The sequence below is a fragment of the Microbispora sp. KK1-11 genome, from assembly GCF_006874435.1.
In the GTDB taxonomy this organism is placed as follows: domain Bacteria; phylum Actinomycetota; class Actinomycetes; order Streptosporangiales; family Streptosporangiaceae; genus Microbispora; species Microbispora catharanthi.
Map to the genome: position 1 here is coordinate 86157 of NZ_VIRJ01000018.1, position 26577 is coordinate 112733.

The following is a 26577-nucleotide window of genomic DNA, read 5'->3' on the forward strand; positions in this document are numbered from 1 at the left end:
GGCGGCCGTGCCCGCGTGGGGCGAAGCGCATCCGATCAGGGGGATGCGCTCGAATCACCCTACGTGGAGACGTGGGACACCACACGGAAGAGCGCGGCCGAGGCTGACGGCACGCCACGGGAGCGGCGCGGCTCGCGGCCGCCCCGGCGGCGGGTGAGCGGGCCGGCGCTCTCCGGTCCGTCACCCGGGCCGGAACCACCGCAGTCACCGGGCAGGTCGCGGCCGCCCCGGCGGCCGGTGGGGGGGACGCCGGCGACCGCGCCGCGCCTGGGGGCCGCCTGGCTCAACGCGGCCGGCGTGGCCGCGCTGGCCGCGATGGTGGCCGCCCAGATCGCGACGGGACTGCGGCCCCAGGATCTGCGCCTCACCACCGCGGTCGTGGTCCTGCTCGCGGTGAGCGCCCTCGCCTTCGCGGCGGCGGCGCACACCCCGCGCAGGGCGGCGGGCGCGTTCGCGGCGGCGGTGGCGGCCGGTTACGCCGCCGAGTGGATCGGCACGAGGACGGGCCTGCCCTTCGGCGACTACCGCTACACCGGCGCCCTGTGGCCGCGGCCCGGCGGCGTCCCGCTGATCGTCGCCCTCGCCTGGGGCGGCATGGGCCTGGCCGCCCACGCCGTCGCCCGCCGCGTGGCGCCGCGCGGCCGGCTGACGCCGATCCTCGCCGGAGCCGTGGCGCTCACCGCGTGGGACCTGTTCCTCGACCCGCAGATGCTCAGGCTCGGACTGTGGGTCTGGGCGGAGCCGGGACCTTACCGGGGTGTGCCGCTCGCCAACTTCGCCGGCTGGCTGCTGGTCTCCGTCCTGGTCATGGTGCTTCTCGACCGCGTCACGGGCCGCGCCGCCGCGAACCGGTCCGTGAGCGGCGCGCAGGCGGCGGGCACGACAGGGCTCGTCGCGCTCTACACGGTCATGGCGATGATGGAGACCGTCGGCTTCGCCGTGGTCTTCCGGCCGCCCGATCCGTTCGTGGCCGCCGCCGGAGGGCTCGCGATGGGCGCCTTCGCCCTGCTCGCATGGGGGCGGGCGTGGCGGAGGTGATCGTGGTCGGGGGCGGCGTCGGCGGCATGGTGGCCGCCCTGCTGCTCGCGCGGGACGGGCACGACGTGCGGATCTACGAGCGGCTGCCCCGGCTCGGCGGCAAGCTGGCCGAGCACAGGCGGGACGGGTTCACGTTCTCGATCGGCCCCTCGCTGCTCACGCTGCCCGGCCTCTTCCTGGACCTGGGCGTGCCGCTCGACCTGCTCGAACTCGACGAGCTGTGCCGGTATCGCTTCGCGGACGGCTCGACGTTGTCCACCTACCGCGACCCGGAGCGTACGGCGGAGGCGGTGGACCGGCTCGCGCCGGGCGAGGGCCGCAACTGGCGGGCCTTCCATCGCTGGGCCGGACGCTGCCTGGACGCCTCCACGCGCACCTTCTTCGCGGGACCGCCGTCCGGGCCCGTGGTCGAGCCGCCGTTCCGGCCGGCGGGTCGGCGGCCCGGTGATCGGCCGGGTGATCGGCCGGGTGATCGGCCGGGCGGACCGGCGGGCGGGCAGCCGAGCGGCCCTCTCCCGCGCCCCCGGCTGGGCGACCTGCTCGCGGTCGCGCCGGGCCGCACCCTGCATGCCCTGGCGGGCCGCTTCTTCCGGGACGCCCGCCTGCGCCAGTACGTCGACCGCTACGCCACCTACGCCGGGTCGAACCCCTACCGGGCGCCCGCCGCCCTGGGCTGCGTCCCCGCCATCGAGCACGGTGACGGCGGGTGGTACGTGCGCGGCGGGCTGCCCCGCCTCGCCGACGCGCTGGCCGGGTCGCTGGCCAAGGCCGGCGTCGAGATCCGCCTGGAGACCGAGATCGCCGAGGTCGTCGCCGACGCGGAGCGGGTCCGCGGCGTCCGCACCGCCCTCGGCGAGGCGGTCGGGGCCGACATCGTGATCGTCAACGCCGACGCGGCCTCCCTCTACGGGCGGCTCCTGCCCGACCGCGCCCGGCTGCGCCGGATCGCCCGGCTGGGCCTGTCGTCGTCCGCCTTCCTGATGCTCGCCGCCGTGGAGGGGCGGACCGAGGACCTGCCGCACCACTCGGTCGTGTTCTCCGCCGACTATCGGCGCGAGTTCGGCGACATCTTCGACCGGCGGCGGCCGCCGGAGGACCCCACGGTCTACATCGGCTGCCCCGCGGTGGCCGACGCCACCCAGGCTCCCGCCGGCGCGGAGAGCTGGAGCATGCTGGTGAACGTCCCCGCAGGCGACCCCGGGCGCTGGCCCATGCCGCCCGGGGCGTACGCGGAGCTCGTCCTCGACCGGCTGGCGAGCCGGGGGCACGACCTGTCCGGACGGCTGCGCTTCCTCGACCTGCTGACCCCGGCCGACCTGCGCGACCGGTACGGCGCGTGGGGCGGCGCGATCTACGGCGGCGCGTACGGCGGCCCGTTCGCCCCCTTCCGCCGTCCCGGCAACCGGGGGCCGCGGCGCGGGCTGTACCTCGTCGGCGGGTCCGCGCATCCGGGGGGTGGGCTGCCGCTGGTGGCGATGGGCGGGCGCATCGTGGCCGCGTTGGTGCGCAGGGACTTCCCCCGTTCGATGCGGCGGCCGGAGGAGGCGAGACGGTGAGGGCCAGGGCGGCCGAAACGGCCGGGACAGCCCGGCGGCCGCGGGCCGGGGCCGCCGCACGGGTGCTCGCCGCGGCCCAGGCCGTCGCCGCGGCCGTCGTGCTGGTGCGGCTCGCCCGAGGCCGCCGGCGCCTCCCCCCGCTGGCCGCGCCTGTGCCGGACGCCTCTCCCGGAAGCGGCGGCTCGGCGCCGTGGATCGGCCGGGACGAGACGCCGGGGGGTGGAAGCCCGGAGATCTCGGTCGTCATCCCGGCCAGAGATGAGGAGCGGCGGCTCGGGCCCTGCCTGCGGGCGGTGCTGGCCGACCCCGCCGTCACCGAGGTGATCGTGGTGGACGACGAGTCCTCGGACGGCACCGCGCGGCTCGCCGCCGCCCGCGGGGCGACGGTGGTGCGCGGACGCCCGCTGCCGGACGGCTGGGTGGGCAAGCAGTGGGCGCTGCACCAGGGGCTGCGGGAGGCACGCGGCGAGATCGTGGTCACCCTGGACGCCGACACCCGGCCCCGGCCCGGCCTGTTCCGCGCGCTCGACGCCGCCCTCGGGGACCACGACCTGGTCAGCGCGGGCCCGCGGTTCGTCTGCGACGGCCTCGCCGAGCAGGCGCTGCACGCGTCGTTCCTCGCCACGCTGGTCTACCGGTTCGGCCCGATCGGGCCCCCGGCCCCGCCGCCGCCCCACCGGGTGGTGGCCAACGGCCAGTGCCTGGCCTTCCGCCGGGAGGCGATGCTGCGGGCCGACGGCTTCACCCGGGTGCGCGGCCACATGACCGACGACGTCGCCCTCGCCAGGGCCCTGGCCGCCGGCGGCTGGAGGGTCGGCTTCCTCGACGCGGGGGGCCTGCTGGAGGTCGACATGCACGAGTCGGCGGCCGAGGTGTGGCGGGAGTGGGGGCGTTCGCTGCCGCTGCGCGATGTCACCCGCCCCGCCTGGCAGGCGGCCGATCTCGCCGTCGTCTGGCTCGCCGCCGCGTTGCCGGCGCTCCGCCTGGCCGCCGGGCGGCCGACCCGGCTCGACCTGACGCTGCTCGCCGTACGGGTGCTGCTCACCACCGCGCTGCGGCGCAGCTACGCCCGGCCGGGCGCCGGCGTGATGCTGTCGTTCCTGCTCGACCCGGCCACGGCCGTACGGCTGACGCAGGCGACGCTGCGGCCCGTCAGGACCTGGCGGAGCCGCGCCTACAGCCTCGGCCGCCCGGCCTGCGCCGATGCCCTCACGTGCGGCGCGCGGCCAGCGCCGCCTGACCGAAACGCAGCCCGATGAGGCACATCAGCGCGCCGGTCGCGGCGACGTGGCCGATCGGCGCGAACGGCAGTTGCAGCAGCGGGATCGCGAAGACCCCGGCCCTGGCCCCGATCGCGAACGACCGCGTGAGCAGGAACGTCACGGCCAGTAGGGCGAGCGCGAGCACGAACGCGGGCGGGCAGATCACCGCGATGCCGCCGGCGAAGGTGAGCACCGACCGCCCGCCGCGGAATGCGGCGAAGACCGGCCAGGCGTGCCCGATCATCGCGGCGCCCACCGCCAGGTATGCGGCTGTGGCGCTCGGGCCGGTGACCACTCCCGGCCCGGTCGTGTGCGCGCCCCCGGCCGTCAGCCCGAGCAGCCCGGCGAGCACGCCCTTGGCCATGTCCCCGGCGAAGACCGGCACGGCGGCCCGGCGGCCGAGCCGTTCGCGCACGTTCCAGAAGCCGGGGTTGCGGTCGCCCACCTCCCGGGGATCGACGCCCCGCCGCCCCGCGACCAGCACCGCCACCGGGATCGAGCCGAGAAGGTAGCCGCCGATGAGCGCCACCAGCATGGGGACGAGCGGCGGGAGCGTCGTCACGTTCCACCTCCAGAGATACGCCGGCCGGGGGGCGATGCGGCACATGGCCTTCGACCGCCCGGTGCTGCGCCGCACCGGGGGCCTGCTGTTCTGGCGGCTGCTCGGCACGGGCCGGGGGGCGTCGACGACCCTCGGCGCCGACCTGCGCCGGTGGGCGCTGCTCGCCGTCTGGCGGGACGAGCGGGCGCTCGAGGAGTTCCTGGCACGCTCGCCGATCCCCGCGAGGTGGCGGTGCGAGGCGATCGAGAACTGGCACGTACGGCTCGCGCCGACCGCCTCGCGTGGGCGCTGGAACGGCGCCGAGCCGTTCGCCCCCGCGACCGGCGGCCTTGACGGCGCGCCGCACAGCGGTCCGGTGGCGGTGCTGACCCGGGCGTCGATCCGGCCGTCGAGGCTGCCGGCGTTCTACCGGTCCGCACCCGCCGTCGACCGGTCGCTGGGGGTTCAGGAGGGCTGCCTCGCCTCCGTCGGGCTGGGGGAGTGGCCGCTGGCCAGGCAGGCGACCTTCTCCCTGTGGCGTGACGCCGCCGCCGTACGCGCGTTCGCCTACGCCGGGCGGGCGCACCGCGAGGTCGTCGAACGGGTCCGTGCTCACGACTGGTACTCGGAAGAGCTGTTCGCCCGGTTCATCCCGTACGCGAGCGCGGGCACCTGGGACGGGGCCGACCCCCTCGCCGGGCGGAGCACCGGGCTCCCGTACGGCGGAACGCCCGAGCGCTGAGCGGCCGGAGGCGGCAGGCGCCGTGTCCGACGGCACCCAGCGTGGTGTGGGGCTGCCATGGGCTCAGCCTACGCACCCGGGCCCCGAGCCTCCGGCAAGCGCCGGCGTGGTCCCGCACAGCGGTGTCCCGCGAAAGATCACGCCGCGCGTGCCAGGTGATCCGCTCCTCCGTGCCCTGTGCCTCCTCCGTGCCCTGGGCCCCCGCGTGCCCCGCCTCTCAGCGCGAGGCGGATTCGGCGGCAGACGCGGGTTCGCCCGAGGCGGCGGGCCTGCGCGCCGCGCGGGCGGACCTCCACAGCGCGACGGCGAGGACGGCGGCGAAGACCGTCGGGACGACCGGGTCCGGCTCGATCACGACGACGGCCGCCAGGAACGCGAACTCGTACAGGACGGCCCGCAGCGCCCAGCGCTCGCCGCGGCGCAGTCCCGTCACCGCGACGGCGAGCATGGCCAGCGCGGACACCACGACGTAACCGCCCCATACGGCCGCCGGCAGCGCGAGCACGCCCTCGGTCCTGTAGCCCGCCTTCACGACGTCCTCGCCGGGGAAGAAGATGTAGCTGAGGCCGAAGAACGTCACCAGGCTGTTGATGACGACGTAGGCGATCCAGCCCTTGCTCGTGCGTGTGGCCATGTCGGCTCCCTCCAGGTGGGGAATCTGCGATGAACGACGGGGACGCTACGCGCCGCCCGCCGCCGGACGCCGCCCCGCAGGCCACCGCGTACGGTCCGCGTCACCGCAACCAAGAACGGAGGTTGTCCGCAGTGGGGCCGGTGGCCTGCCTCCGTGTCCCCGGCGCCGACGCCGCTTCACAATGGGCGGATGACGGCTCGGATTGTGGTTGGAGCCCCGGCCGCGGCGGGCGCGGCCGGGATCGCCGTGTGCGTCTGGGCGTCGCTGACGGTGCCGGCTCCCCAGGTGTTGTTTCCCGTCGCGCTGGCGGCGGTGTGGTGGCTGGCCGGTCTGGTGGCGCTGGCCGCGCGCCCGGAGCACGCGAGCGCACGGTGGCTGGCCGCCGTCGGCACCTGCCATCTCGTCGCGTTCGCGATCGCGAGCGTCATCGGCGTCGCCGTCCCGGCCGAGGCCGGCTGGCTGCCGTGGACGGCGGCCGTCGTCGCGAACGTCGTCTACTGGTCGGGCTTCGCCGCTCTGGCGGTCCTCCTCGCCCTCTTCCCGGACGAACGCGTGCGGGGCCGGATGCGGTGGGCGATGGTCACGGTGAGTCTGGCCGCCGCGGTCGTCGTCCCGGTGGTCGCCGCCGTCACCTCCCGGCAGACCGACCTCGCCCTGGAAGTGGGCCTGGCGGTGCGGACGGCGCCGGCCCCGCTCCCGTTGGGCCCGCGGCCGGTGGACCTGTCGGGCGCGCTGCCGCTGCTGGTGCTCGCCGGGCTCGCGACCCTCGTCGCCCGCGTCCGCGGGGCGAGCGGGGAGCGCCGCCGGCAGTTGCTCTGGCCGCTCACGATCGCGGTGGTGCTCGCGCTGATGCTCGTCGCGACGCCCGCCGGGGCCTACGTGCTCGGCGACTGGTGGGCGCTGGTGTTCGTCCCCGTCGCCGGGGTGCTGCCGATCGCGCTGCTCGCGGGTGTTCGCCGCTATCGGTTGCTGCAGGTCGAGTTGTACGCCGCCCGCACCCTCGCCTACGGCGCCGTCCTGGCTCTCGTCCTCGCCCTCTACGCGGCGGCCGCCGCCCTCGCCGGTCGCGGCGGGGCCCTGCCGGCCGTGGCGCTCGCGAGCGTGGCGGCGGTGAGCGGCCACGCGGTGCGCGTCCGGGTGGAGGCCCTCGTCGACCGCGTCCTCAGCGGGGGCCGCGTCCGCGGTCACGCCCTCGTACGCCACCTCGCCGAGTCGCTCGAGGGCACCGATCCGCGGACGCTCGCGGCCCGCACCGCCGACACGATCGCGTCGGGAATGGAGGTGGCCTGGATCGACATCCGGTGCCACCCCGGCATACACGCCCACGCCGGGTCGTCGCGCGCGGGCGAGGCGCGGCTCGTCGTCCCGCTGGTGGCGGCAGGGGAGGACATCGGAGCGATCGAGTGCGGGCCGCGGCGCGGCGGCTGGTCGGACGAGGACGTCCGGCTGCTCACCGTGCTGGCACGGCACGCCGCGCTCGCCCTCCGGGGCGCCGATCTCGCCGCCGCACTCGCGCGCCGCGTCGAGGAGCTCGCGGCGTCGCGCGAAAGGCTCGTACGGGCCGAGGACGACGCGCGCCGCCGGCTCGAACGCGATCTGCACGACGGCATCCAGCAGCAGCTCGTCGTCCTGCTCGCCCGGCTGGAGCTGCTCCGGGCGATGCTCGGCGAGCGGACGCCGGAGGGCGAGGTCGCGGCCCAGTCGCACGCGCAGGCTCAGCGGTCGCTCGCCGACCTGCGCAACCTGGTCCGGGGCATCCACCCGCCGCTGCTGACCGACCGGGGCCTCGTGCCGGCGATCGAGGCGCAGGCCGACCAGCTGCCGATCCGCGTCACGGTCGACGCCGACCCCCGGCTGGCGAGGACGGTTCTCACCTGCGGTGGAGACCGCCGCGTACTACGTCGTCTGCGAGGCCACCACCAACGTGATCAAACACTCGGGGGCCGGGCGCGCCCGCATCGTCGTCGCTCCGCTCGCCGCCGACGGGCTACGGGTCGCGGTCACCGACGAGGGCGCCGGCTTCGCCCCGGCCACGACCGGTTCGGGGCTGGCGGGGCTACGCGACCGCGTCGAAGCGGTCGGAGGGCGGCTCGAGATCAGCTCGTCCCTCGGCGTCGGTACTACTGTCGTCGCATCGTTCCCGACCTCGGTGATGGAAGATGCCACAACCGCCTGACACAGCCCCCCTGCGGGTCGTCCTCGCCGACGACCACTACCTCGTCCGCGAGGGCGCCCGGCAGCTGCTCGAACTCGACGGTCACGTCCTCGTCGTCGCCTCGGTGGAGGACGTGGAGCGCCTCATGGCGGCGGTCGACGAGCACCGGCCCGACGTCGTCGTCACCGACATCCGGATGCCGCCGACGCACACGCTGGAGGGCGTCGCCGCCGCGCACCGGCTGCGCGAGAGGCATCCGGCCCTCGGGGTCGTGGTGCTGTCCAACCACGCCGACCCCGATTACGCGATCGAGCTCTTCAAGGACGGCATGGCCGGCCTCGCGTACCTCCTCAAGGACCGCGTGGGCGACCGGAGTCAGCTCCTGGCGGCCGTACGAGCCGTCGCGAAGGGGGACAGCGTGATCGACCCGGTCGTCGTCGAAGGCCTCGTGCACCGGCGCGCGCGCCAGGAGACCTCGCCCCTCAGCCGGCTCACCGAGCGGGAGCGCCACGTCATCGAGGGCATGGCGGCGGGGCGCAGCAACGCCGCCATCGCCGCACACCTGCACCTGAGCGTCTCGGCCGTCGAGAAGAACGTGAACTCCATCTTCAGCAAGCTCGGGCTGACCGACGAACCGGCGATCCACCGGCGCGTCGCCGCCGTACTCGCGTTCCTGGCCCACCCTCCGTCATGACCACCCATCGAAGCCGCGATCACCCCGATGATCGGCCCGATCGGATCGCCAGGCGGTCGCCGAGGCGGGCCACGACCTCGCCCTCGGCCAGCTCGCGCGCCACCACGCAGGCCCTGGCGATGGTCGCGGCCCGGGAGGAGCCGTGCGCCACGACGACGGTGCGGGCGAGCCCGAGCAGGGCCGCGCCGCCGTGCGTCTCGGGGTCGTAGCGTCGCGCCACCCGGCCGAGGTCGGCGGACCCGGCCACGCCCTCCGCCGCCACGAGGGCGAGCGTGGCGCGCACGGTCCCCTCCACGTTCTTCAGCAGGACGTTGCCGGTGAAGCCGTCGGTGACGATCACGTCGACGGCCCCGGTGAGCACGTCGCCGCCCTCGACGTTGCCGTGGAAACGCAGCGGCATGCCCCGCAGCAGGGTCTCGACCCCGCGGGTCAGCCGGTTGCCCTTGCCGGGCTCCGCGCCGATCGACAGCAGCCCGACGCGGGGGTCGGCAACGCCCAGCACGAGCTGCGCGTACGACGCCCCGAGCAGCGCGAACTGGGCGATCATCCCGGGCGTCGGGTCCACGGTCGCGCCGGCGTCGATCAGGACGGTGGCCCCGCCCGTCGTCGTCGGCAGCGCCACGGCCAGCGCGGGGCGCAGCACGGCGGGCGCGGTGCCCAGCCGGTCGACCGCGCAGGCGACCACGGCCCCGGTGGACCCCGCCGACACGAAGGCCGCGCCCGCTCCGTCCCGCAGGAGATCGAAACCGACGGCCAGGCTGGAGCAGGCCATGCGGACCGCACCCGCGCCCCGTTCGGTCATCGGCACGACGTCGGCGGCGTGCGCGACGTCGATCTCGCCCGCCGCCCCGGCCCGGGCCAGTTCCCCGCGTACGACCCCGGCCTGGCCGACGAGAACCACCGGCACGCCGTGCTCCCGCCACGCCTCGACCGCACCCCGCACGATCTCCGCGGGCCCGTGGTCCCCGCCCATGGCGTCCACCACGACCGGCAGGGACATCGCGTCCCGTTCGCGGGCGGGAATCCTCGGCCCGGGGACCGGACCGGCGCCCTGCGCGGCGTCCTGCCCGGGATCCACGTCAGGCCACCTCCACACGGCGCTCGGCACGCGCGGCGAGCAGGTGCCGGGCGAAGATCGCGAGCCTGCGCCGCCGGGGCACCCTGGCCCGCCTCGCCAGCACGTCGTGCCCGGCCGCCTCGACCACGTCCAGGATGCCGCCGTACAGCTCGTACGCGGCCCTGATGCACGGCCTGGACGACGGCGCGAGCAGCGCGATCCCGTCGCGGGCCCGCCGGTAGTGGTCGCGTGCGCGGTCGCACTCGTAGGCCACCAGCTCCCGCACGGCCGGCGTGGCGTACGGCGCGGCCAGGTCGGCCTCGGTCACGCCGAACTTGTCGAGGTCCGACAGCGGCAGGTAGACGCGGCCCCGCGCCAGGTCCTCGCGGACGTCGCGGATGAAGTTCGTGAGCTGGAAGGCCAGCCCGAGCTGGCGGGCGGGCTCGCGGGCCCGCGCCTCCTCGCCCGGCAGGGCCTCCAGCACCGGCAGCATCATCGTCCCGATGACCGCCGCAGAGCCCTCCATGTATCCCAGCAGGTCGTCGTAGGTCGCGTACCGGTCCACGGTGAGGTCGGCGCGCATGGACGCGAGGAACGCCCGCACGTCGGCCTGGTCGATCCCGAACGCCCGCACCGTGTGCGTGAACGCGGGGAGCACCGGATCGCGGACGCGGTCGCCGTCCAGCGCGGCGGCGAGCCGGGAGGACAGGCGCTCCAGCGCCGCGGCCCGGTCGCCGGTCAGCGCCAGCGAGTCGACGATCTCGTCGGCGTAGCGGGCGAAGCCGTACAACGCGTGGACGTGCGGCCGTTTCCAGGCGGGCAGCAGGCGGGTGGCCAGGTAGTACGAGCGGCCGTAGCTCGCGTGCAGCCTGCGGCACCGCTCGTAGCCGGCCGTCAGCGTCGCGGCCGGCGCCCGGGACGGCGTGCTCAGCGTGCTCATGGGGCGCTCTCCAGGATGCGTTCTGCGGCCAGGCGGCCGGAGATCAGTACGGGCGGCACCCCGACCCCGGGAGCCGTGTACATGCCGGCGAAGTGGAGGCCGGGGACCCGCCTGGCCGCGCCGGACGGGCGGAACCACGCGGTCTGGGTGAACCGGGCGTCGAGCGCGAAGGGCGTGCCGGCGGAGTGGCCGCGCCGCCGCCAGGCGGGGGGATCGAACACCAGCCGGGGCGCGCCGGACAGGTCGCCGTACCCGAGGCCGGCGAGCCGCTCCACCATGCGGTCCACGAGGCGGGGGGTGAGGGTGGTCCAGTCGGCGCCGCTCCGTGTGTTCGCGGTGGGCTCAAGCACGCTGAGCACGGCGGGACCGCCGTCGCCCGGCCCGTGGTTGTCTGGCCCGTGGTTGTGTGGCCCGTGGTTGTGTGGCCCGGGGTTAAGTGGACAGGTCACCAGCAGGCTCGGGTCCGGCTGCGGCCTGCCCGCCTCCAGGGCCGCGAACGTCGTCTCCCACTCCCGCCCGAAGTGCAGGGTGTGGTGAGCCTGCCCCTCCGGGCGCCGGTCAAGCGCGAAGTGCGCCACCAGACAGGAGGGGGAGAAGCGGGGCCGCCGCAGCCGCCAGTCGGCCGCCTCCTCCGGCAGCAGGCCGTCGCCGCCTCGCCGGCCCTGCGCCCGGACCAGGTCGCAGGCCACCACGGCGTGCCGGGCGGCGAGCCGTTCGCCGGTGCCGAGGCGGACGGCGACGACCCCCGCCCCGTCGGTCTCGATCCGCGTGGCCCGCACGCCGTACCGGATGACGGCCCCGGCCTTCTCCGCGGCGGCGGCCATGGCCCGGGGGACGGCGTGCATGCCGCCCTCCCGCGGGAAGTAGACCCCGCCGACCGTGTCCATGTGGGCGATCACCGCGTACACGCCGAGGGCGCGGCGCGGCGACAGGCCGACGTACAGCGCCTGGAAGGTGTGCGCCCTGATCAGCCGCTCGTCGGTGAGGTGACGCCGCACGAGCCCGTCCAGCCGGCGGAAACCGCCGAGCGCGGCGAGCCGCGCCAGCGCGTACGGCCGGGCCAGCGCGCGCAGCCGGGTCATGTCCCTGTCGATGAACGCGCCCCACTCGGCCTCGAACATCTCTCCCAGCAGGTGCCGGAACCGCCGGTAGCGCCCGGCCTCCGCGGGCCCGCACAGCGCCCGCACCTGCTCGGCCATCGCGTCGGCCCCCGCCACCACGTCGAGCCGCGATCCGTCGTGGAAGGTCAGCCGGTAGTACGGATCGAGCCGCCGCAGCGGCAGCCAGCGCTCCAGATCCTGCCCGGCGGCGGCGAAGGTGTCGGCCAGCACCCCCGGCATGGTCAGCACCGAGGGACCGGTGTCGAAGCGATGGGAGCCCAGGGTCGCCGTGCCGCAGCAGCCGCCCGGCACGTCGGCGGCCTCCACGACCGTCACCTCACGGCCCGCCCCGGCCAGGCGCATCGCGGCGGACAGGCCGCCCAGCCCGGCGCCGATCACCACGACAGGCCCGCCCGCGGTCATCAGCCCGCCCCGCCGGCAGCGGGCTCGCCGGGGCCGGCCAGGGGAGCGGGGCCGGTCAGGGGAGCGGGACCGGCCGAAGCCGCACGGCCGGCTTGATCCGGCGAAGCCGCCGGGCCGGGCTGGGCCAGGCGGCGGGCGAGGCCGAGCAGGGCCGCCCGGGCGTCCGCGGGCATGTCCGCCCCGGACAGCGCCTCGCCTGCGGACTCGGTCAGGCCGTGGATGCGCCGCTCGACCGCCTCCAGCGCGCCGGTCGCGACGATCACCTCCCGGGCCGCGTCCAGGCGGTCCGGCCGCGCCTCGGCCGTCCCCGGCAGAGCGTCCAGCAGCGCCGCTCCCGGGCCGTCCGCGCGTTCGCGCGCCAGCGTCAGCAGGTAGGTCCGCTTGCCCTGCAGCAGGTCGGCCCCGGCGGGCTTCCCGGTCCGCGCCGGGTCGCCGAAGACGCCGAGGACGTCGTCGCGGAGCTGGAACGCCTCGCCCAGCGGGAGCGCGTACGCGCTGAGGACCCGGCGCAGCCCGGGCTCGCCTCCGGCGATGGCGTGACCGAGGTGCAGCGGTCGTTCCACCGTGTATTTGCCCGACTTGTACGTCGAGATCAGCAGTGCCTCCCGGCGGTCGCCGCCACCCCGGGCGGCGCAGGTCAGGTCGAGGTACTGCCCGGCGATGAGCTCCACGCGCAGCTGGGTGAAGACCTCCAGGGCGTCGGCCAGCCTCCGGCGGTCGGCCAGCAGCGCGGAGTCGGCCCAGGTGAAGGCGAGCACGCCGAGCAGGACGGCGGCCGACTCCCCGAACCGCCGCGACGACCCGGCCCAGCCGAGCTCCCGGTGACGCTCGGCGAGCGCCAGGTGGGCGGTCGTCCGGCCGCGCCGGAGGGGCGACTCGTCCATCACGTCGTCGAGGATCAGCGCGCACGCGTGGAGGATTTCGATCGAGCAGCCCGCCGCCAGCACGGCCCCGAGGTCGTCGGGTGAGCCGCCGGAGGCCCGGTGGCCCCAGTACACGAACGCCGGCCGCAGCCGCCTGCCGCCGCGCGCGACGAAGTCGGCGAGGTGACGCCGCAGCACCTCCCGGTCGTCGGCGCCGAGAAAGGACAACCGGCTCATCTCGCGCCGGAGCAGATCGTCCAGGGCGCGGTCGAACAGGCCGGAAAGGCGGCGATCGAACGGCTCCCGCGTCTCGTCCCGAACGCTGCCGGTCTCGCGGGTCAACGTCAGCATGCCCACTGCTCCTTCGATCGTTACGGTGATCGGCGGCGCCGTCAGTAGAGTTTTCGCGCCCGCCCGCTCCGGCGGTTGCATCCGTGCCGGGCCCCCGAGCCGAAACAAGGTCAGGGGCGGGCACGGGCGCCGTGCGCGGGGCCGTGGCGACGACCGGACGAACACGGGGTGAGCACGTGACGCGCGAGGGCGGGCCGGGGGCCGGTGGGAACGCGGCCGCCGAGGAGGAGCCGGGCTACGGCATCGGGGCCGTCTCCCGGCGGCTCGGCGTGCCCGCGTCCACGCTGCGCACGTGGAACCTCAGGTACGGCATCGGCCCGAGCAGGCGCAGCCCCGGCGGGCACCGCCGCTACGACGACGCGGACCTGCGCCGCCTGGAGGAGATGAACCGGCTGGTCCGCGCCGGGATGCCGCCGGCGGACGCCGCCAGGCAGGCGCTGCGGCCGAGGCCCGCACCCGCGGAGCGGGGGGCGTCCCGGGCCGGGGAGGGGGCCGCCGCGCCACCGGAGTCGCCCGGACGGCCGGAGTCCCCCGGGCCGTTCGAGTCCCCCAGGCCGTCGGAGACCGCGGTGCCGTCCGGCCCCGCCGTACGGCCGGCCGCGGAACCCGGATTGCTGTCGGCGGTGATGCTGGCCCGCGCGGCGACGGCGCTGGACGCCGCGGCCGTGAACGCGGGACTGGACGCGGCGCTGGCCGCGCACGGCGTGGTGTGGACGTGGGAGCGGCTCGTGCTTCCGGTGTTCGCGGCCGTCACCCGCAGGCAGCAGGACACCGGAGCCGGGATCGACGTCGAGCACCTGTTCTCCGACCGGCTCCAGGCCGCGCTGACGCGCTTGTCCGCGCGTGCGCCCTCGCCCGTGCATCCCCGTCCTGTCCTGCTGGCCGGCGCGGAGGAGGAGCAGCACGCGCTGCCGATCCACGCGCTGGCCGCCGCGCTCGGCATGCTCGGGGTGGAGACCCGCGTGCTCGGGGCGCGCACGCCGTACACCGCCCTGGCGGACGCGATGCGCCGCCTCGGCCCCGCGGCGGTGTTCGTGTGGTCGCAGATCCGGGAGACGGGCGATCCGGCTCCGCTGGCCGGTCTGCCGGGGCTCCGCCCCGCCTGCCGCGTCGTGGTCGGCGGCCCCGGATGGTGGGACAACCTGCCTACGCACGTCGTCCGGGTGAACACGTTTCGTGACGCCCTCTCGGCGGTAATGACCACTCTGCGGTGATTCGACCCTCTTTGACGCATTTTTGATTCAGGTGTTCGGCCCCCATGGTTGTCCGCTGCCGACACGGGCAGTTATGAATAGGTTTTGAATAAGTTTCTCGTCCAGTCTTCTGCCCAAGGGGGGCCGATGGAGGAGACCCTGGAGTTCCGCCTCGCCGCGGGGGACACGGGAGCGCTGGGGGAGTGCTACCGGGTGCACTCGCCGGCCGTGCGCTCCTACCTGCGCAAACTCGTGCCTCCCCAGGACGTGGAGGACGTCATGCAGGTCGTCTTCACCGAGGTGTGGCGCTTCCGGCACCGCTTCGACCCGGGCCGCAGCCTGTCGGCCTGGCTGTTCGGCATCGCTCGCAACCGGGCGGTGGACCACCTGCGGGCCCGTGCGCCGGCGACGGTGCCGCTGGAGGCGGTCCCCGACCCGGCGGGGCGCGACGGACGGCTGGACGGCGACGAGTTCGCCGACCGCGACCGGATCCGCCGCGCGCTGGCCTCGCTGCCGCAGGTGCAGCGCCAGGCGATCGAGCTGGCCTACTACGGGGACCTGACGCAGCGGGAGATCGCCGAGCACCTGCGGGTCCCGCTCGGCACGGTCAAGGCGCGCACGGCCCGCGGCCTGCACCGCCTGTCCGCCCTGCTGCGGCCAGCGGCCTGATCATGGAGCCCTCGGAAGGGATCAGGCCCAGGGTCGCCGTGTCGAGCTGCCTGCTCGGCGCTCCCGTGCGGTTCGACGGCGGCCACTGCCGCGACCGGTTCCTGACCGCGGAGCTGGCGGAGCACGTGGACTGGGTGCCGGTCTGCCCCGAGATCGAGATCGGCCTCGGCGCCCCGCGCGAGACGCTCCGCCTGGAGCGCTCCCCGGACGGGCCCCGGCTCGTCACGCGCCGGACGCGCGTGGACCTGACCGCCCCGATGACCGCCCTCGCCGCCGATCGCGCGGCCGGTCTGGCGGACGTCGACGGGTACGTGTTCAAGGCGAGGAGCCCGAGCTGCGGGCTGCACGGAATCCCCGTGTACGCCGAGTCCGGCGCCGCGGCCGACCGGCGTGGGAAGGGCGTCTTCGCCGCCGCGCTCACCGCCGCCCGCCCGGAGCTGGCCGTCGAGGACGAGGGCCGGCTGCGCGACGCCGTGCTGCGGGAGGCGTTCGTCGAGCGGATCTTCGCCTCGGCCCGCCTGCGCGCCCTGCTGGCCGGCGACTGGCGCCCCCGCGACCTGGTCGCCTTCCACACGCGGCACAAGATGCAGATCCTCGCTCACGCGCCCGCGGCGTACCGGGAGATCGGGCGGCTCGTGGCCGCGGCGGGCGAGCGCCCACGGGAGGCGCTGGCCCGCGAGTACGGCCGGGCGTTCCTGGCGGCCCTCGCCGCCAAGGCCACGGTCGGGCGCCACGTCAACGTCCTGCACCACTGCCTCGGCATGATCGGCCGGGAGCTCGACCCGGTCCGCCGGGCCGACCTGACCGAGGTCATCGCGTCGTACCAGGCCCGCAGGGTCGCCCTCGCGGTGCCGCTCGCCCTGCTCAGGCATCACGCGAGGGGCGCGGAGGCCCTGTACGTCCATGCGCGGTACGTCCATGCCCAGTCCGTCCATGCCCGGTCCGTTCATGCGCGGTACGTCCGCGACCAGACCTACCTGTCCCCGTATCCCGACGCGCTGCGCCTGCGCAACCACATCCCCGCGTGAGCGCGGACCACCGGGAAGAAACAGGACGCATGAGACGCACATCGAAGAAGACGCTGCTGGGCACGGCCCTCGCCGTGACCGCCGCCGCGGCGGTCGGCGGCCTGTCCACCGACGCCCGCTCCGGCTGGTACGCCCGGCTGCGCAAGCCCTCCTGGCAGCCGCCGCCGCAGGCGTTCGGCCTGGTCTGGACGCCGCTCTACGCGACGATCGCCTACGCCTCCGCCCGGGCGCTTTCGCGCGGGGACGACGGCTCCCGGCCTGAGGGTCAGCCGATCGCGCGACGGAAGCGTTCGCCGAGCCCGGCCAGCCGTTCGACCGGCTCGTTGGCGAACACGAGCCGCAGGTAGCGGGCCCCCGAAGGGCCCCAGCCGTCCATGGGCGTGGCGGCGACCTTCCCCCGCTCGAACAGCAGCCGGGACAGCTCGGCGGGAGTCAGCCCGAGCGGGCGGGTGTCGACCAGGGCGGACCAGCCGCCGTGCGGCGGGACGACCGGATAGCCGGCCAGTTCGCGGAGGACGGCGTCCCGGCGGCGCGCCCACACGGCGGTGGCCGCCGCCACGTCCGCCTCGGCGTCCGGCGCGTCCAGGGCGGCCGCCACCGCCTCCTGGGCGATCCCCACCTGGCAGACGACGTTGGTGAGGCCGACCAGGCGGATGTCGGCGAGGACGGCGGCCGGCCCCACCACCCAGCCGACCCGCCAGCCGATGAGCCGCAGCTCCTTCGACGCCGAGCCGACGGTGATCGTGCGGCCGGCCAGGTCGTCGCGGGCGGCGGGATGGCTCGGCGGCCGGCCGTCGAAGCGGATGCGCTCCATCGCCGCGTCGTAGACCAGCCAGGCGTCGTGCCGCTCGCAGGCGGCTGCGAGCGCCGCCCAGTGGCGGTCGTCGAGCACGAGCCCGGTCGGCATGAGCGGGCTCATCATCAGCACCGCGGCGGTCCGCGCGGTGACCGCCGCGGCCAGCTCCTCCGGGTCGAGCGTCCACCCCTCGGCCGTGGCCCTGGCGGGCACGAAGCGGGGGACGCCGCCCGCCAGCCGCACCCGGTTGACCAGCCCCGCGTAGACGGGGTCGCACAGCACGACCTCCTGGCCCGGCTCGACGGTGGCGAGCAGCGTGTTCAGCACGCCGTTGAGCCCGCCCGCGACGCTGACGCACTCGGTGCCGGGGTCGTACGAGCGCCCGGTCATGCGGCCCACATGCGCGGCGGCGGCCGTACGCAGGGAGCGGCGGCCCTGGAACGGCAGGTAGCTGTTGGCCGCGTCGTCGTCGAGGGCGGCCCGGGTCGCCTCGATCGCGACGGCGGGCGGCCGGAGGTCGGTGTCCAGGTTCTCCAGCCGCAGCAGCTCCGGGTCGTCCGCCGCGTCGGCGGCGTCGCCGACGACGTCGACCCCGATGCCGGGGATGTCGCGGAGCCGGGACACGGTCATGGCAACTCCGTTCGTTAAGTTGATATCGGCGTACCACTATGCTGATACATGTGAACATGGCGCAAGTGGTCGGCGACAACGTCCACCGGCTCCGGAACGCGGCCGGCATCTCCCTGGCGGACCTCGCGGCGGCGGGCGGGATCAGCAAGACGACCCTGCACGGCATCGAGCAGGGCGCGGGCAACCCCACCCTCGGCACGCTGTGGGCCCTCGCCACCGCGCTCAAGGTCTCACTGGGGGAGCTGATCGAACCGCCGGCTCCCGTCGTGGAGGTCGTGCGCGCGGGAGACGAGCGGCCGGTCGTGACCGGCGACGCCGTGGGCGCCCGCCTGCTGCACCGCATCCGGCTGCGCGGCACCGTCGAGGTCTACGCGATCGAGGTGGCCGCCGAGGGGCAGGAGTCGCGGCCCCACCTGCCCGGTGTCGAGGAGTGCCTGGTCCTCACGGGCGGCCGGATCACCGCGGGGCCCGCCGACGCGCCGGTGGACCTGTCGGAGGGCGACTCGCTGCGGTTCGAGGCCTCCCGGCCGCACGTCTACCAGGGCCACGACGAGCGCAACCGCGCCGTGCTGCTCATGCTCCACCCCGACCCGCCCGGAGCCTGAGCCCGCCGGCCCCGCCGTAGGCCCGCACGAGGCCACGCCCACCAGGAGGGCCCGGGGAATCGGCGGCGACGGCCCGGTGCGTTGTTACAGGTGTTGGGCGGCGAGGAGATCCTGGGTGCCAGCGCGAGGCCCTCGTGGCCGGGCTCGGGGGGCGGCGCCTGACCGAGATGCTCATCGCCGTGAACGAGCTGGCCACCAACACCGGGGAGCACACCGACGGGACCGGCACGGTGACGGTCTGGAGCGAGCACGGGACGCTGGTGTGCCAGATCGACGACGGCGGCCGGATCGCCGACCCGCTCGCGGGGCGGGTGCCGCCCCCAGACCACGCGACCCATGGACGCGGCCTGTTCGCTTGCTGCGGCGTCGAGAGATCAGACGCGGAGCAGGTGGGTCGAGACCGTCCAGAGGCGCTTGGCGGCAGTGGGGTCGAGCGCCCATTCCTTGACACCGTGTGGGTGCTGCGCGAGGTCGGCGTCGTCCGGCACGGTGTAAGCCTCTTGTGAATCGTCGAGGTAGTGGCCTCCGGAGTGAGCGAACTGCGGGGCGACGGCCGCGACGATGCTGGTGGCGGCTCCCTGCTCGACCGTTTTGTAGGTGAAGATTCCGGCGGCCTCGGCCGCATCGAGCGATGCCTTCTGCTGCGCTGTGAAGTTGCGCTGCAGTCCCGTCGCGACACCGCCGGGGTTCACCGCATTGGCGATGATGCCGTCGGAGGCCCAGAGGCGAGTCGCCTCGACGGCGAAGAGAGAGTTCGCCGTCTTCGATTGGGCGTAGGCGATCTGCGGGTCGTAGCTGCGACGCTCGAAGTGGAGGTCGTCGAAGTCGATGCCGGAACGCATGTGCGCGGTCGAACTGACCGAGACGATCCGTGCTCCGTCACGGTCGATCGCTCCCAGGGCCAGGGCGTCGTGCAGGCCGGTGGCCAGGGCGAAGTGGCCGAGATGGTTCGTCGCGAATTGCAGCTCCCAGCCCTCACGCGTACGTTCGAGGCCCCCGGTGACCACGCCTGCGTTGTTGATCAACAGGTGAAGCGGACCGTTCCATGCGTCGACGAATCGCGTGACCGTGCTCCTGTCGGCGAGGTCGAGCCGGACGACTCGGGGCCGGATCTTTCCGGTCGACCTCGCGATCGTCTCGGCGACGGCGTCACCCGCGGTCGTGTTCCGGACAGCGAGCGTTACTTCCGCTCCGGCAGAGGTCAGCGCACGAGCGGTCTCGGTGCCGATTCCGGAGGAACCTCCGGTCACGATCGCGCGGACGCCTGTGAGGTCGACGCCCCGCAGCACCTCGTCCGCGGTGCTGGAGGAGGTGAAGGGCGTGGAGATGAGTTTGCGCGTGGTCACGGCGGTGACTATACACACTAGACTCAATTTGTATAGTGCGCCGCTCGCTCGTATGCTCGTTTCATGAGCAGTCCCGAGGTCGGCCACCCGCCGTCGACGGTCGCCGATACCGACCGTCGAATCATGGTTCTGGACTCCGCGATCGTCACGTTCGCGCGGTTCGGTTACCGGAAGACCTCGATGGAGGAGGTGGCGCGGGCGGCGCGCATCTCCCGGCCCGGGCTCTATTTCCTCTTCTCCTCGAAGGAGACTCTGTTCCGTGCGGCGGTCGCCCAGGCCTTGAATCGCGATATCACAGCGGTCGAACACGTCCTGGCCGACACCGGCCGACCCCTTTTGAAGCGTCTCGTCGAAGCGTTCGATCAGTGGGCGGGCCGTTACATCGGCCCGCTGACGAGCGATGTCGCGATGGTCATCGAGGACAATCCCGACCTCCTCGGAGAGATCATCGAGACCCCGCGGCGACGTTTCGAGGAACTGATCACAGACGCGATCGCCATCGAGTCGGGACGAGAGGCGGCACCCCCTGTCGCGCAGACGATGATCAGCGCATCGATCGGCCTCAAGCATCAGGTCGCATCCCGGGAGGTCTACCTCGAACGACTGGAGGTAGCCATCGATCTCCTGCTGCGCTGAAGAGGCTTGCCCAAGCCGCGCGAGATCAGCGGTAGCCCTCGGCGGCGGCTTACTGGGCGGCGGCGTCGAGCGCGGGGGGACGCTCGGCCTCCGCGGCCCTCTGGCACTCGAAGGCCGACAGGATCGTGTCGAGGATCTCGCCGAACTGCCGCACCTGGCCGGGGGTGAGGGGGTCGAACAGCACCCGGCGGACCTCCTCGACGTGGCCCGGCGCCGCCTCCACGAGGGCGGCGAAGCCCTCGTCGGTGAGTTCGGCGACGGTCGTGCGCCGGTCCTCCGGCCGCTTGAGCCGCCGCACCCAGCCCTTCTCCTCCAGCCGGGAGACGGCGTGGGACAGGCGGCTGACCGAATACTGGAGGATGGCGGACAGCTCCGTCATCGTCATGGTCCGCCCGGGCGACTCGGAGAGGACCACCAGGATCATGTAGTAGGCGTGCGGCATGCCCGAGTCGCGCTGCAACTGCCGTTCGAGGGCCTCCTGCAGGAGCTGGCTCGTCCGCAGGTAGGAACGCCAGGTGCGCTGCTCCCCCTCGTCGAGCCATCGGGTGCCGGACATGGCGCCAAGACTACCGTCGGTGGGCACGCTGGTTTGTGGGCGAAAGACCCTGGTTCGGCCGCCGCTGCTGGGAAAGTGTCAGGGGCATGGACGCATACGGGAACATCGACGCCTACTGGCGGGCCGCGAACTATCTGTCCGTCGGCCAGATCTACCTGATGGACAACCCGCTGCTGACCGAGCCGCTCAGCCCGGAGCACGTCAAGCCGCGGCTGCTCGGCCACTGGGGCACGACGCCCGGGCTCAACTTCTGCTTCGCCCACCTCAACCGGATCATCCGGGAGCGCGGCCAGGACATGATCTACATCGCCGGCCCCGGTCACGGCGGCCCGGCGGCGGTCGCCCACGCCTGGCTCGAAGGCACCTACACCGAGCGCTACCCCCACGTCACCCAGGACGCCGAGGGCATGCGCAGGCTCTTCCGCCAGTTCTCCTTCCCCGGCGGCATCCCCAGCCACGTCGCCCCCGAGACTCCGGGCTCCATCCACGAGGGCGGGGAGCTCGGCTACGCCCTCTCCCACGCGTACGGTGCGGCCTTCGACAACCCCGGCCTGGTGGTGGCCTGCGTCGTCGGCGACGGCGAGGCCGAGACCGGCCCGCTCGCCACCGGCTGGCATTCCAACAAGTTCCTCAACCGGGACACCGACGGGGTGGTCCTGCCGATCCTGCACCTGAACGGCTACAAGATCGCTAACCCGACCGTGCTGGCCAGGATCCCCGAGGACGAGCTGGTCAAGCTCTTCGAGGGGTACGGCCACCGCCCGCACATCGTCTCCGGCCGGGAACCGGCGGAGATGCACGAGCTCATGGCCGCGACCCTCGACACCGTCTTCGACCAGATGGCCGACGGCGGCCCGCTACCGATGATCATTCTGCGTACGCCGAAGGGCTGGACCGGGCCGCGCGAGGTCGACGGGCTCCCGGTCGAGGGCACGTGGCGCGCCCACCAGGTGCCGCTGACCGACGTGCGCAACCGGCCCGACCGGCTGGAGGCCCTGGAGGAGTGGATGCGCTCCTACCGGCCGGAAGAGCTGTTCGACGCCGACGGACGGCCGGTCGAGACGATCACGCGGACCGTCCCGGACGGGCCGCTGCGGATGAGCGCCAGCCCGCACGCCAACGGCGGGGAGCTGCTGCGCCCGCTCGTGCTGCCCGACTTCCGCGACTACGCGGTCGAGGTCAAGGCCCCGGCGACGGACTCCAGCGAGCCGACCCGCGTCCTCGGGTCGTTCCTGCGCGACGTCATCGCGGCCAACCCCACGAACTTCCGGCTGCTCGGCCCGGACGAGACCGCCTCCAACCGCCTGTCGGCCGTCTTCGAGGCGACCGACAAGGAGTGGGAGGCCGCCCTGCTGCCGACCGACGAGAACCTCGGTCCCCGCGGCAGGGTCATGGAGGTGCTCAGCGAGCACCAGTGCCAGGGCTGGCTGGAGGGTTACCTGCTGACCGGCCGCCACGGGCTGTTCAACTGCTACGAGGCGTTCATCCACATCGTGGACGCGATGTTCAACCAGCACGCCAAGTGGCTGGAGTCCTCCCGCAAGATCCCCTGGCGCCGGCCGGTCGCCTCGCTGAACTACCTGCTGTCGTCACACGTCTGGCGCCAGGACCACAACGGCTTCAGCCACCAGGACCCCGGCTTCCTCGACGTCGTCCTCAACAAGAAGGCCGAGGTCGTCCGCGTCTACCTGCCGCCGGACGCCAACACCCTGCTGTCGGTCGCCGACCACTGCCTGCGCTCGCGCGACTACGTCAACGTCGTCGTGGCGGGCAAGCAGCCCGTGCTCGACCTGATGAGCATGGACGAGGCGATCGTGCACTGCGCCCGCGGGCTGGGCATCCTCGACTGGGCCTCCACGGACGAGGGCGCCGACCCCGACGTCGTGCTCGCCTGCGCCGGTGACGTGCCCACGCTGGAGACGCTGGCCGCCGCCGCGCTGCTCCGCGAGCACCTGCCCGAGCTGCGCATCCGGGTGATCAACGTGGTCGACCTCATGCGGCTGCAGCCGGCCTCCGAGCACCCGCACGGCCTGCGCGACGCCGAGTTCGACGCGCTGTTCACCACGGACCGGCCGATCATCTTCAACTTCCACGGCTACCCGTGGCTGATCCACCGCCTGACCTACCGGCGCACGGGGCACGAGAACCTGCACGTGCGCGGCTACAAGGAGGAGGGCACCACGACCACGCCGTTCGACATGGCGATGCTCAACGACATCGACCGCTTCCACCTGGTGATGGACGTGATCGACCGGGTGCCCGGCCTGGGCAGCAGGGCGGCCCACCTGCGCCAGCGCATGGCCGACGCCCGGCTGCGCGCCCGCGCCCACACCCGCGAGTTCGGCGAGGACCCCGCCGAGATCCGCGACTGGACCTGGCCCGTCTCCTGAGCCCACCCTCGTGATCCGGCGCTCGTGTGACGCGATCCCCGGCCTGAAGGCCGGGGTGCAGCCATCCTGGTGCCGGTCACGGGTGAGACACAGGGAGCCCGATCGAGTACGAGATGGTCTACGCGAACACCCTGCCGGCATGACAGCCAGCCAAGCCGACTCCACGGAACCCAGGGCACATCAGTGCGTGACGAGTCACTAGAACTCCACTCTGAGGTAGACCGGCCTGTGGTCGGACAGGGATGTGGGCGGGGCTACATGGCACTGGCGCTTGCTGCTTTGGGACGTGAACAGGTAATCGAGCTTCTTGCGTCTCCCGTCGGCACTGTGTGTCCAGCGCCCGGTACGGCTGGTCCCGTTCTGGTCGCACTCACGGTATGCCCGATAGGCGGGCACGATCGCACGCCGGCCGGCGGCGCTGCCATCAGCGCTGTCCGGTGGGGCGACGTTCAGGTCGCCGCCGAATACGCTCCGGTAACCGGGCTTGGCGGCGTAGGCCATCATTTCCTTGATCTGTCTGGTGCGGTACGGGGCTCCCGGCTGACGGTCATCGTAACGAGTCCCGGACGACAGGTGGGTGCCGCACGCGCGGACCCGCTTGGCGGCGATCGTGGCGCAGAGCACTGCCCGCTTCACATACCAAGGTGGGGAGGACAGGGGATGGCTGGTGAAGGTCACCGCATCGTCGGCGACTGCGATGGCGATACTTTGAGCGCCTCGCGCGCGACCCGACTTATCGGCATGGCAGGCGTACGGAGCGCCCGCGTTCGAGGTGAGGGCCAACGAGCGGACGGTCCATTTCCGGCCGGTCCGCTGCTGTAGTCCCAGCTCCAGCGTCCGATCGGCCCCGCCGCAGAACTCCTGCAAGAAAATCACGTCTGGTCTGATCGGCTGGCTCGTCGCGTATCCGCCGATGATTTGCGCCAGTTGCTGGGCGTCGGCCTGATAGAGCCGGCAGTTGGCGTTCGTGGCCGTGCAGACGTTCCATGTCATCACGGCCAGTGCCGTCGGCTCTACCGGAACGGCGGCAGGGGACGTCCACGCCAGGACCGCAATAACCGCCGGTGTCGCCAGTCCCTTCATGATCGGCTATACAACCAGAAACTCGGCGGCCGCGCCTCACAGCCGGCGCCTCATGTGACGGCGACCCGGCCGCGGCGTACGTCAACACGCCGTCACGATCCGTGACGAACACCCGCCGGCCTGTCCACGCAACCGGGGCGACTTCACCTGGAGAACCCGCTGCACCTCAGGCCTTGAGCGAAGGCCGGAGCACGGCCTACTGCTCCGGTAGCATCGGAGGCATCGGAGCCGCCGCCTCTCCGCGTGCGCGCTACATCGACACTGTCCTAAGGAGCCACCGTGTCCGCCGCCCTTGAGATACGCATCACCCTCGCCGGAGCCGAGCGCGTGGTGGCGGCGGGTACGACGGCCGGGGAGGCGCTCGGCGCCGACGGCAGGTCGGTGATCGCCGCCAGGATCAACGGCGAGCTGCGTGACCTGGCCGCCGAGGTCGCCGAGGGCGACGTGGTCGAGCCGGTCGCGATCGACAGCCCCGACGGCCGGGCCATCCTGCGCCACTCCACCGCGCACGTCATGGCCCAGGCCGTCCAGGAGATCTTCCTTGAGGCCAAGCTCGGCATCGGCCCGCCGGTCGAGAACGGCTTCTACTACGACTTCGACGTCCGCGAGCCGTTCACCCCCGACGACCTCAAGCGCATCGAGAAGCGCATGCGCGAGATCGTCAAGCAGGGGCAGACCTTCCGGCGCCGTCCGGTCGGCGACGACGAGGCCCGCGCCGAGCTCGCCGCCGAGCCGTACAAGCTGGAGCTGATCGGGCTCAAGGGCGGCGCGGCCGACTCGGCCGACGGCGCGAACGTCGAGGTCGGCGGCGGCCAGCTGACCATCTACGACAACCTCGACCCCAAGTCGGGCGAGCTGTGCTGGAAGGACCTGTGCCGGGGGCCCCACCTGCCGAGCACCCGGGTCATCCCGGCGTTCAAGCTCATGCGGTCGGGCGGCGCCTACTGGCGGGGCAGCGAGAAGAACCCGCAGCTCCAGCGCATCTACGGCACCGCCTGGGAGTCCCGCGAGAAGCAGGACGAGTACCTCCACCTCCTGGAGGAGGCCGAAAAGCGCGACCACCGCAAGCTGGGCGCCGAGCTCGACCTGTTCTCGTTCCCCGACGAGCTGGGCTCGGGCCTGCCGGTGTTCCACCCCAAGGGCGGCGTGATCCGCCGGGTCATGGAGGACTACTCGCGCCGCAGGCACGAGGAGGCGGGCTACTCCTTCGTCAACACCCCGCACATCACGAAGGACAACCTGTACAAGATCTCCGGCCACCTCGACTGGTACGCCGACGGCATGTTCCCTCCCATGGAGCTGGAGGGCGCGCGCTACTACCTCAAGCCGATGAACTGCCCGATGCACAACCTGATCTTCGGGGCGCGCGGGCGGTCCTACCGCGAGCTGCCGCTGCGGCTGTTCGAGTTCGGCACGGTCTACCGCTACGAGAAGTCGGGCGTCGTGCACGGACTCACCCGGGTACGCGGCCTGACCCAGGACGACGCGCACATCTACTGCACCCGTGAGCAGATGCGCGACGAGCTCACCTCGCTGCTGCGGTTCGTGCTCGACCTGCTGCGCGACTACGGCCTGGAGGACTTCTACCTGGAGCTGTCCACCAAGGACCCGGAGAAGTACGTCGGCACCGACGAGACGTGGGAGGAGGCCACCCAGACCCTGCGGGAGGTGGCCGAGTCCGAGAATCTGGAGCTGGTCCTCGACCCGGGCGGCGCGGCCTTCTACGGGCCCAAGATCTCGGTGCAGGCCCGGGACGCGATCGGCCGGTCCTGGCAGATGTCGACCATCCAGCTCGACTTCAACCTGCCCGAGCGCTTCGGTCTCGAGTATCAGGCTCCCGACGGCACCCGGCAGCGGCCCGTCATGATCCACCGGGCGCTGTTCGGCTCGATCGAGCGCTTCTTCGGTGTGCTGGTCGAGCACTACGCGGGCGCGTTCCCCGCGTGGCTCGCCCCGGTGCAGGTCGTCGGCATCCCGATCGCCGACGCCCACGCGCCCTATCTCCAGGACGTCGCCAAGCGGCTGCGCGAGCACGGCATCCGGGTCGAGGTCGACGAGAGCGACGACCGCATGCAGAAGAAGATCCGCAACGCCCAGAAGGCCAAGGCGCCGTACATGCTCCTCGCGGGCGACGACGACATCGCCGCGGGCGCGGTCTCCTTCCGCTACCGCAACGGCGAGCAGAAGAACGGCGTGCCGATCGACCAGGCGATCGACGAGATCGTCGACGCGGTCCGCCGCCGCATCCAGGTCTGATCGTCGTCACCCCGAACGCGGGAGCCCCCACCC

24 protein-coding genes and 3 pseudogenes are annotated in these 26577 nt (G+C 73.7%); 17 read left to right on the forward strand and 10 right to left on the reverse strand.

All coding sequences use genetic code 11. The features are described 5' to 3' along the window. Positions 1 to 63 precede the first annotated feature (63 nt). Genes FLW16_RS24615 through FLW16_RS24625 form a run of 3 tightly spaced genes read left to right on the forward strand, consistent with a single transcriptional unit; the run spans position 64 to position 3853 of the window. On the forward strand, positions 64 to 1038 hold the full coding sequence (locus FLW16_RS24615; RefSeq protein ID WP_260615534.1) for a carotenoid biosynthesis protein: 975 nt from the start codon (positions 64 to 66) through the stop codon (positions 1036 to 1038). Next, positions 1026 to 2594, forward strand: coding sequence for an NAD(P)/FAD-dependent oxidoreductase (locus FLW16_RS24620; RefSeq protein ID WP_260615536.1), 1569 nt, complete (start codon positions 1026 to 1028; stop codon positions 2592 to 2594). The genes FLW16_RS24615 and FLW16_RS24620 overlap by 13 nt, the downstream gene beginning before the upstream one ends. Continuing rightward, positions 2591 to 3853, forward strand: a complete 1263-nt coding sequence (locus FLW16_RS24625) for a glycosyltransferase (protein ID WP_142562495.1) — start codon at positions 2591 to 2593, stop codon at positions 3851 to 3853. Before FLW16_RS24620 ends, FLW16_RS24625 begins: the two co-directional genes overlap by 4 nt. On the opposite strand, the gene FLW16_RS24630 is transcribed toward FLW16_RS24625, so the two are convergent. Then, positions 3804 to 4418: a glycerol-3-phosphate acyltransferase gene (locus FLW16_RS24630; protein ID WP_260615537.1), complete on the reverse strand. Its 615-nt coding sequence runs from the start codon at positions 4416 to 4418 to the stop codon at positions 3804 to 3806. The two genes, FLW16_RS24625 and FLW16_RS24630, sit on opposite strands and share 50 nt — an antisense overlap. Here FLW16_RS24630 and FLW16_RS24635 point away from each other — a divergent pair. After that, positions 4375 to 5139, forward strand: coding sequence for a spheroidene monooxygenase (locus FLW16_RS24635; protein ID WP_260615539.1), 765 nt, complete (start codon positions 4375 to 4377; stop codon positions 5137 to 5139). The genes FLW16_RS24630 and FLW16_RS24635 overlap by 44 nt on opposite strands. A gap of 217 nt (positions 5140 to 5356) precedes the next feature. Here FLW16_RS24635 and FLW16_RS24640 read toward each other — a convergent pair whose 3' ends face one another. Further along, positions 5357 to 5773: a hypothetical protein gene (locus tag FLW16_RS24640; RefSeq protein ID WP_142562498.1), complete on the reverse strand. Its 417-nt coding sequence runs from the start codon at positions 5771 to 5773 to the stop codon at positions 5357 to 5359. An 849-nt stretch (positions 5774 to 6622) separates the two neighbouring features. Between FLW16_RS24640 and FLW16_RS45335 the strand changes: the two are divergent. The 4 genes and pseudogenes from FLW16_RS45335 to FLW16_RS45990 all read left to right on the forward strand — a co-directional run. Next, positions 6623 to 7531 (forward strand): annotated as a pseudogene (locus tag FLW16_RS45335) (GAF domain-containing protein); the annotation flags it as partial. Between the two features lie 166 nt (positions 7532 to 7697). After that, entirely contained in the window at positions 7698 to 7949 is a 252-nt protein-coding gene (locus tag FLW16_RS46250; protein ID WP_396686808.1) for a sensor histidine kinase, read from the forward strand. After that, positions 7933 to 8262 (forward strand): annotated as a pseudogene (locus FLW16_RS45985) (response regulator transcription factor); the annotation flags it as partial. The gene FLW16_RS46250 and the pseudogene FLW16_RS45985, both read left to right, overlap by 17 nt. An 84-nt stretch (positions 8263 to 8346) precedes the next feature. Then, entirely contained in the window at positions 8347 to 8622 is a 276-nt protein-coding gene (locus tag FLW16_RS45990) for a response regulator transcription factor (protein WP_185949579.1), read from the forward strand. A gap of 19 nt (positions 8623 to 8641) precedes the next feature. Here FLW16_RS45990 and plsX read toward each other — a convergent pair whose 3' ends face one another. From plsX to FLW16_RS24675, 4 genes are read right to left on the reverse strand one after another with little or no spacing between them, the layout of a single operon-like run. Beyond that, positions 8642 to 9700, reverse strand: coding sequence for a phosphate acyltransferase PlsX (plsX, locus tag FLW16_RS24660; protein WP_396686807.1), 1059 nt, complete (start codon positions 9698 to 9700; stop codon positions 8642 to 8644). Between the two features lies 1 nt (position 9701). Then, positions 9702 to 10619: a phytoene/squalene synthase family protein gene (locus FLW16_RS24665; protein WP_142562501.1), complete on the reverse strand. Its 918-nt coding sequence runs from the start codon at positions 10617 to 10619 to the stop codon at positions 9702 to 9704. Next, a complete protein-coding gene (locus FLW16_RS24670; RefSeq protein ID WP_142562502.1) occupies positions 10616 to 12142 on the reverse strand; it encodes an NAD(P)/FAD-dependent oxidoreductase in 1527 nt (508 codons plus the stop codon). Before FLW16_RS24670 ends, FLW16_RS24665 begins: the two co-directional genes overlap by 4 nt. Beyond that, positions 12142 to 13356, reverse strand: a complete 1215-nt coding sequence (locus FLW16_RS24675; RefSeq protein ID WP_185949574.1) for a polyprenyl synthetase family protein — start codon at positions 13354 to 13356, stop codon at positions 12142 to 12144. Before FLW16_RS24675 ends, FLW16_RS24670 begins: the two co-directional genes overlap by 1 nt. A gap of 176 nt (positions 13357 to 13532) precedes the next feature. Between FLW16_RS24675 and FLW16_RS24680 the strand changes: the two genes are divergently transcribed. From FLW16_RS24680 to FLW16_RS24695, 4 genes are all read left to right on the forward strand, one after another. Further along, entirely contained in the window at positions 13533 to 14570 is a 1038-nt protein-coding gene (locus tag FLW16_RS24680; protein WP_142562504.1) for a MerR family transcriptional regulator, read from the forward strand. A gap of 126 nt (positions 14571 to 14696) precedes the next feature. Next, positions 14697 to 15218 (forward strand): RNA polymerase sigma factor, encoded by a 522-nt coding sequence (locus tag FLW16_RS24685; RefSeq protein ID WP_142562505.1) that lies wholly within the window; start codon positions 14697 to 14699, stop codon positions 15216 to 15218. A gap of 2 nt (positions 15219 to 15220) precedes the next feature. After that, complete coding sequence (locus FLW16_RS24690; protein WP_142562506.1) at positions 15221 to 16246, forward strand: DUF523 and DUF1722 domain-containing protein; 1026 nt, start codon at positions 15221 to 15223, stop codon at positions 16244 to 16246. A gap of 29 nt (positions 16247 to 16275) precedes the next feature. Then, entirely contained in the window at positions 16276 to 16593 is a 318-nt protein-coding gene (locus FLW16_RS24695) for a TspO/MBR family protein (RefSeq protein ID WP_142562507.1), read from the forward strand. Here the strand turns inward: FLW16_RS24695 and FLW16_RS24700 are convergent. Then, positions 16512 to 17672 (reverse strand): pyridoxal phosphate-dependent aminotransferase, encoded by a 1161-nt coding sequence (locus FLW16_RS24700; RefSeq protein ID WP_142562508.1) that lies wholly within the window; start codon positions 17670 to 17672, stop codon positions 16512 to 16514. The two genes, FLW16_RS24695 and FLW16_RS24700, sit on opposite strands and share 82 nt — an antisense overlap. 56 nt (positions 17673 to 17728) lie before the next feature. Between FLW16_RS24700 and FLW16_RS24705 the strand changes: the two genes are divergently transcribed. Both FLW16_RS24705 and FLW16_RS46255 read left to right on the forward strand, forming a co-directional pair. After that, positions 17729 to 18277: a helix-turn-helix domain-containing protein gene (locus FLW16_RS24705; protein ID WP_260615553.1), complete on the forward strand. Its 549-nt coding sequence runs from the start codon at positions 17729 to 17731 to the stop codon at positions 18275 to 18277. A 134-nt stretch (positions 18278 to 18411) separates the two neighbouring features. Next, positions 18412 to 18618 (forward strand): annotated as a pseudogene (locus FLW16_RS46255) (sensor histidine kinase); the annotation flags it as partial. A gap of 33 nt (positions 18619 to 18651) precedes the next feature. Here the strand turns inward: FLW16_RS46255 and FLW16_RS24710 are convergent. Then, positions 18652 to 19623 (reverse strand): SDR family NAD(P)-dependent oxidoreductase, encoded by a 972-nt coding sequence (locus FLW16_RS24710; RefSeq protein ID WP_142562510.1) that lies wholly within the window; start codon positions 19621 to 19623, stop codon positions 18652 to 18654. 63 nt (positions 19624 to 19686) lie between these two features. Here FLW16_RS24710 and FLW16_RS24715 point away from each other — a divergent pair, with 63 nt between their 5' ends. Further along, positions 19687 to 20259 (forward strand): TetR/AcrR family transcriptional regulator, encoded by a 573-nt coding sequence (locus FLW16_RS24715; protein WP_142562511.1) that lies wholly within the window; start codon positions 19687 to 19689, stop codon positions 20257 to 20259. 49 nt (positions 20260 to 20308) lie between these two features. Here the strand turns inward: FLW16_RS24715 and FLW16_RS24720 are convergent, their stop codons facing one another. Continuing rightward, positions 20309 to 20815 carry a MarR family winged helix-turn-helix transcriptional regulator gene (locus FLW16_RS24720; protein WP_142562512.1) on the reverse strand — a complete coding sequence of 169 codons (507 nt, stop codon included), beginning with the start codon at positions 20813 to 20815 and terminating at the stop codon, positions 20309 to 20311. Positions 20816 to 20901: 86 nt separating this feature from the next. Here FLW16_RS24720 and FLW16_RS24725 point away from each other — a divergent pair, with 86 nt between their 5' ends. Then, positions 20902 to 23205 (forward strand): phosphoketolase, encoded by a 2304-nt coding sequence (locus tag FLW16_RS24725; RefSeq protein WP_142562513.1) that lies wholly within the window; start codon positions 20902 to 20904, stop codon positions 23203 to 23205. Positions 23206 to 23403: 198 nt separating this feature from the next. Here FLW16_RS24725 and FLW16_RS24730 read toward each other — a convergent pair whose 3' ends face one another. Next, positions 23404 to 24288: an endonuclease/exonuclease/phosphatase family protein gene (locus FLW16_RS24730; protein WP_142562514.1), complete on the reverse strand. Its 885-nt coding sequence runs from the start codon at positions 24286 to 24288 to the stop codon at positions 23404 to 23406. Positions 24289 to 24567: 279 nt separating this feature from the next. Between FLW16_RS24730 and thrS the strand changes: the two genes are divergently transcribed. Beyond that, complete coding sequence (thrS, locus tag FLW16_RS24735; RefSeq protein ID WP_142562515.1) at positions 24568 to 26544, forward strand: threonine--tRNA ligase; 1977 nt, start codon at positions 24568 to 24570, stop codon at positions 26542 to 26544. Positions 26545 to 26577 lie beyond the last annotated feature (33 nt).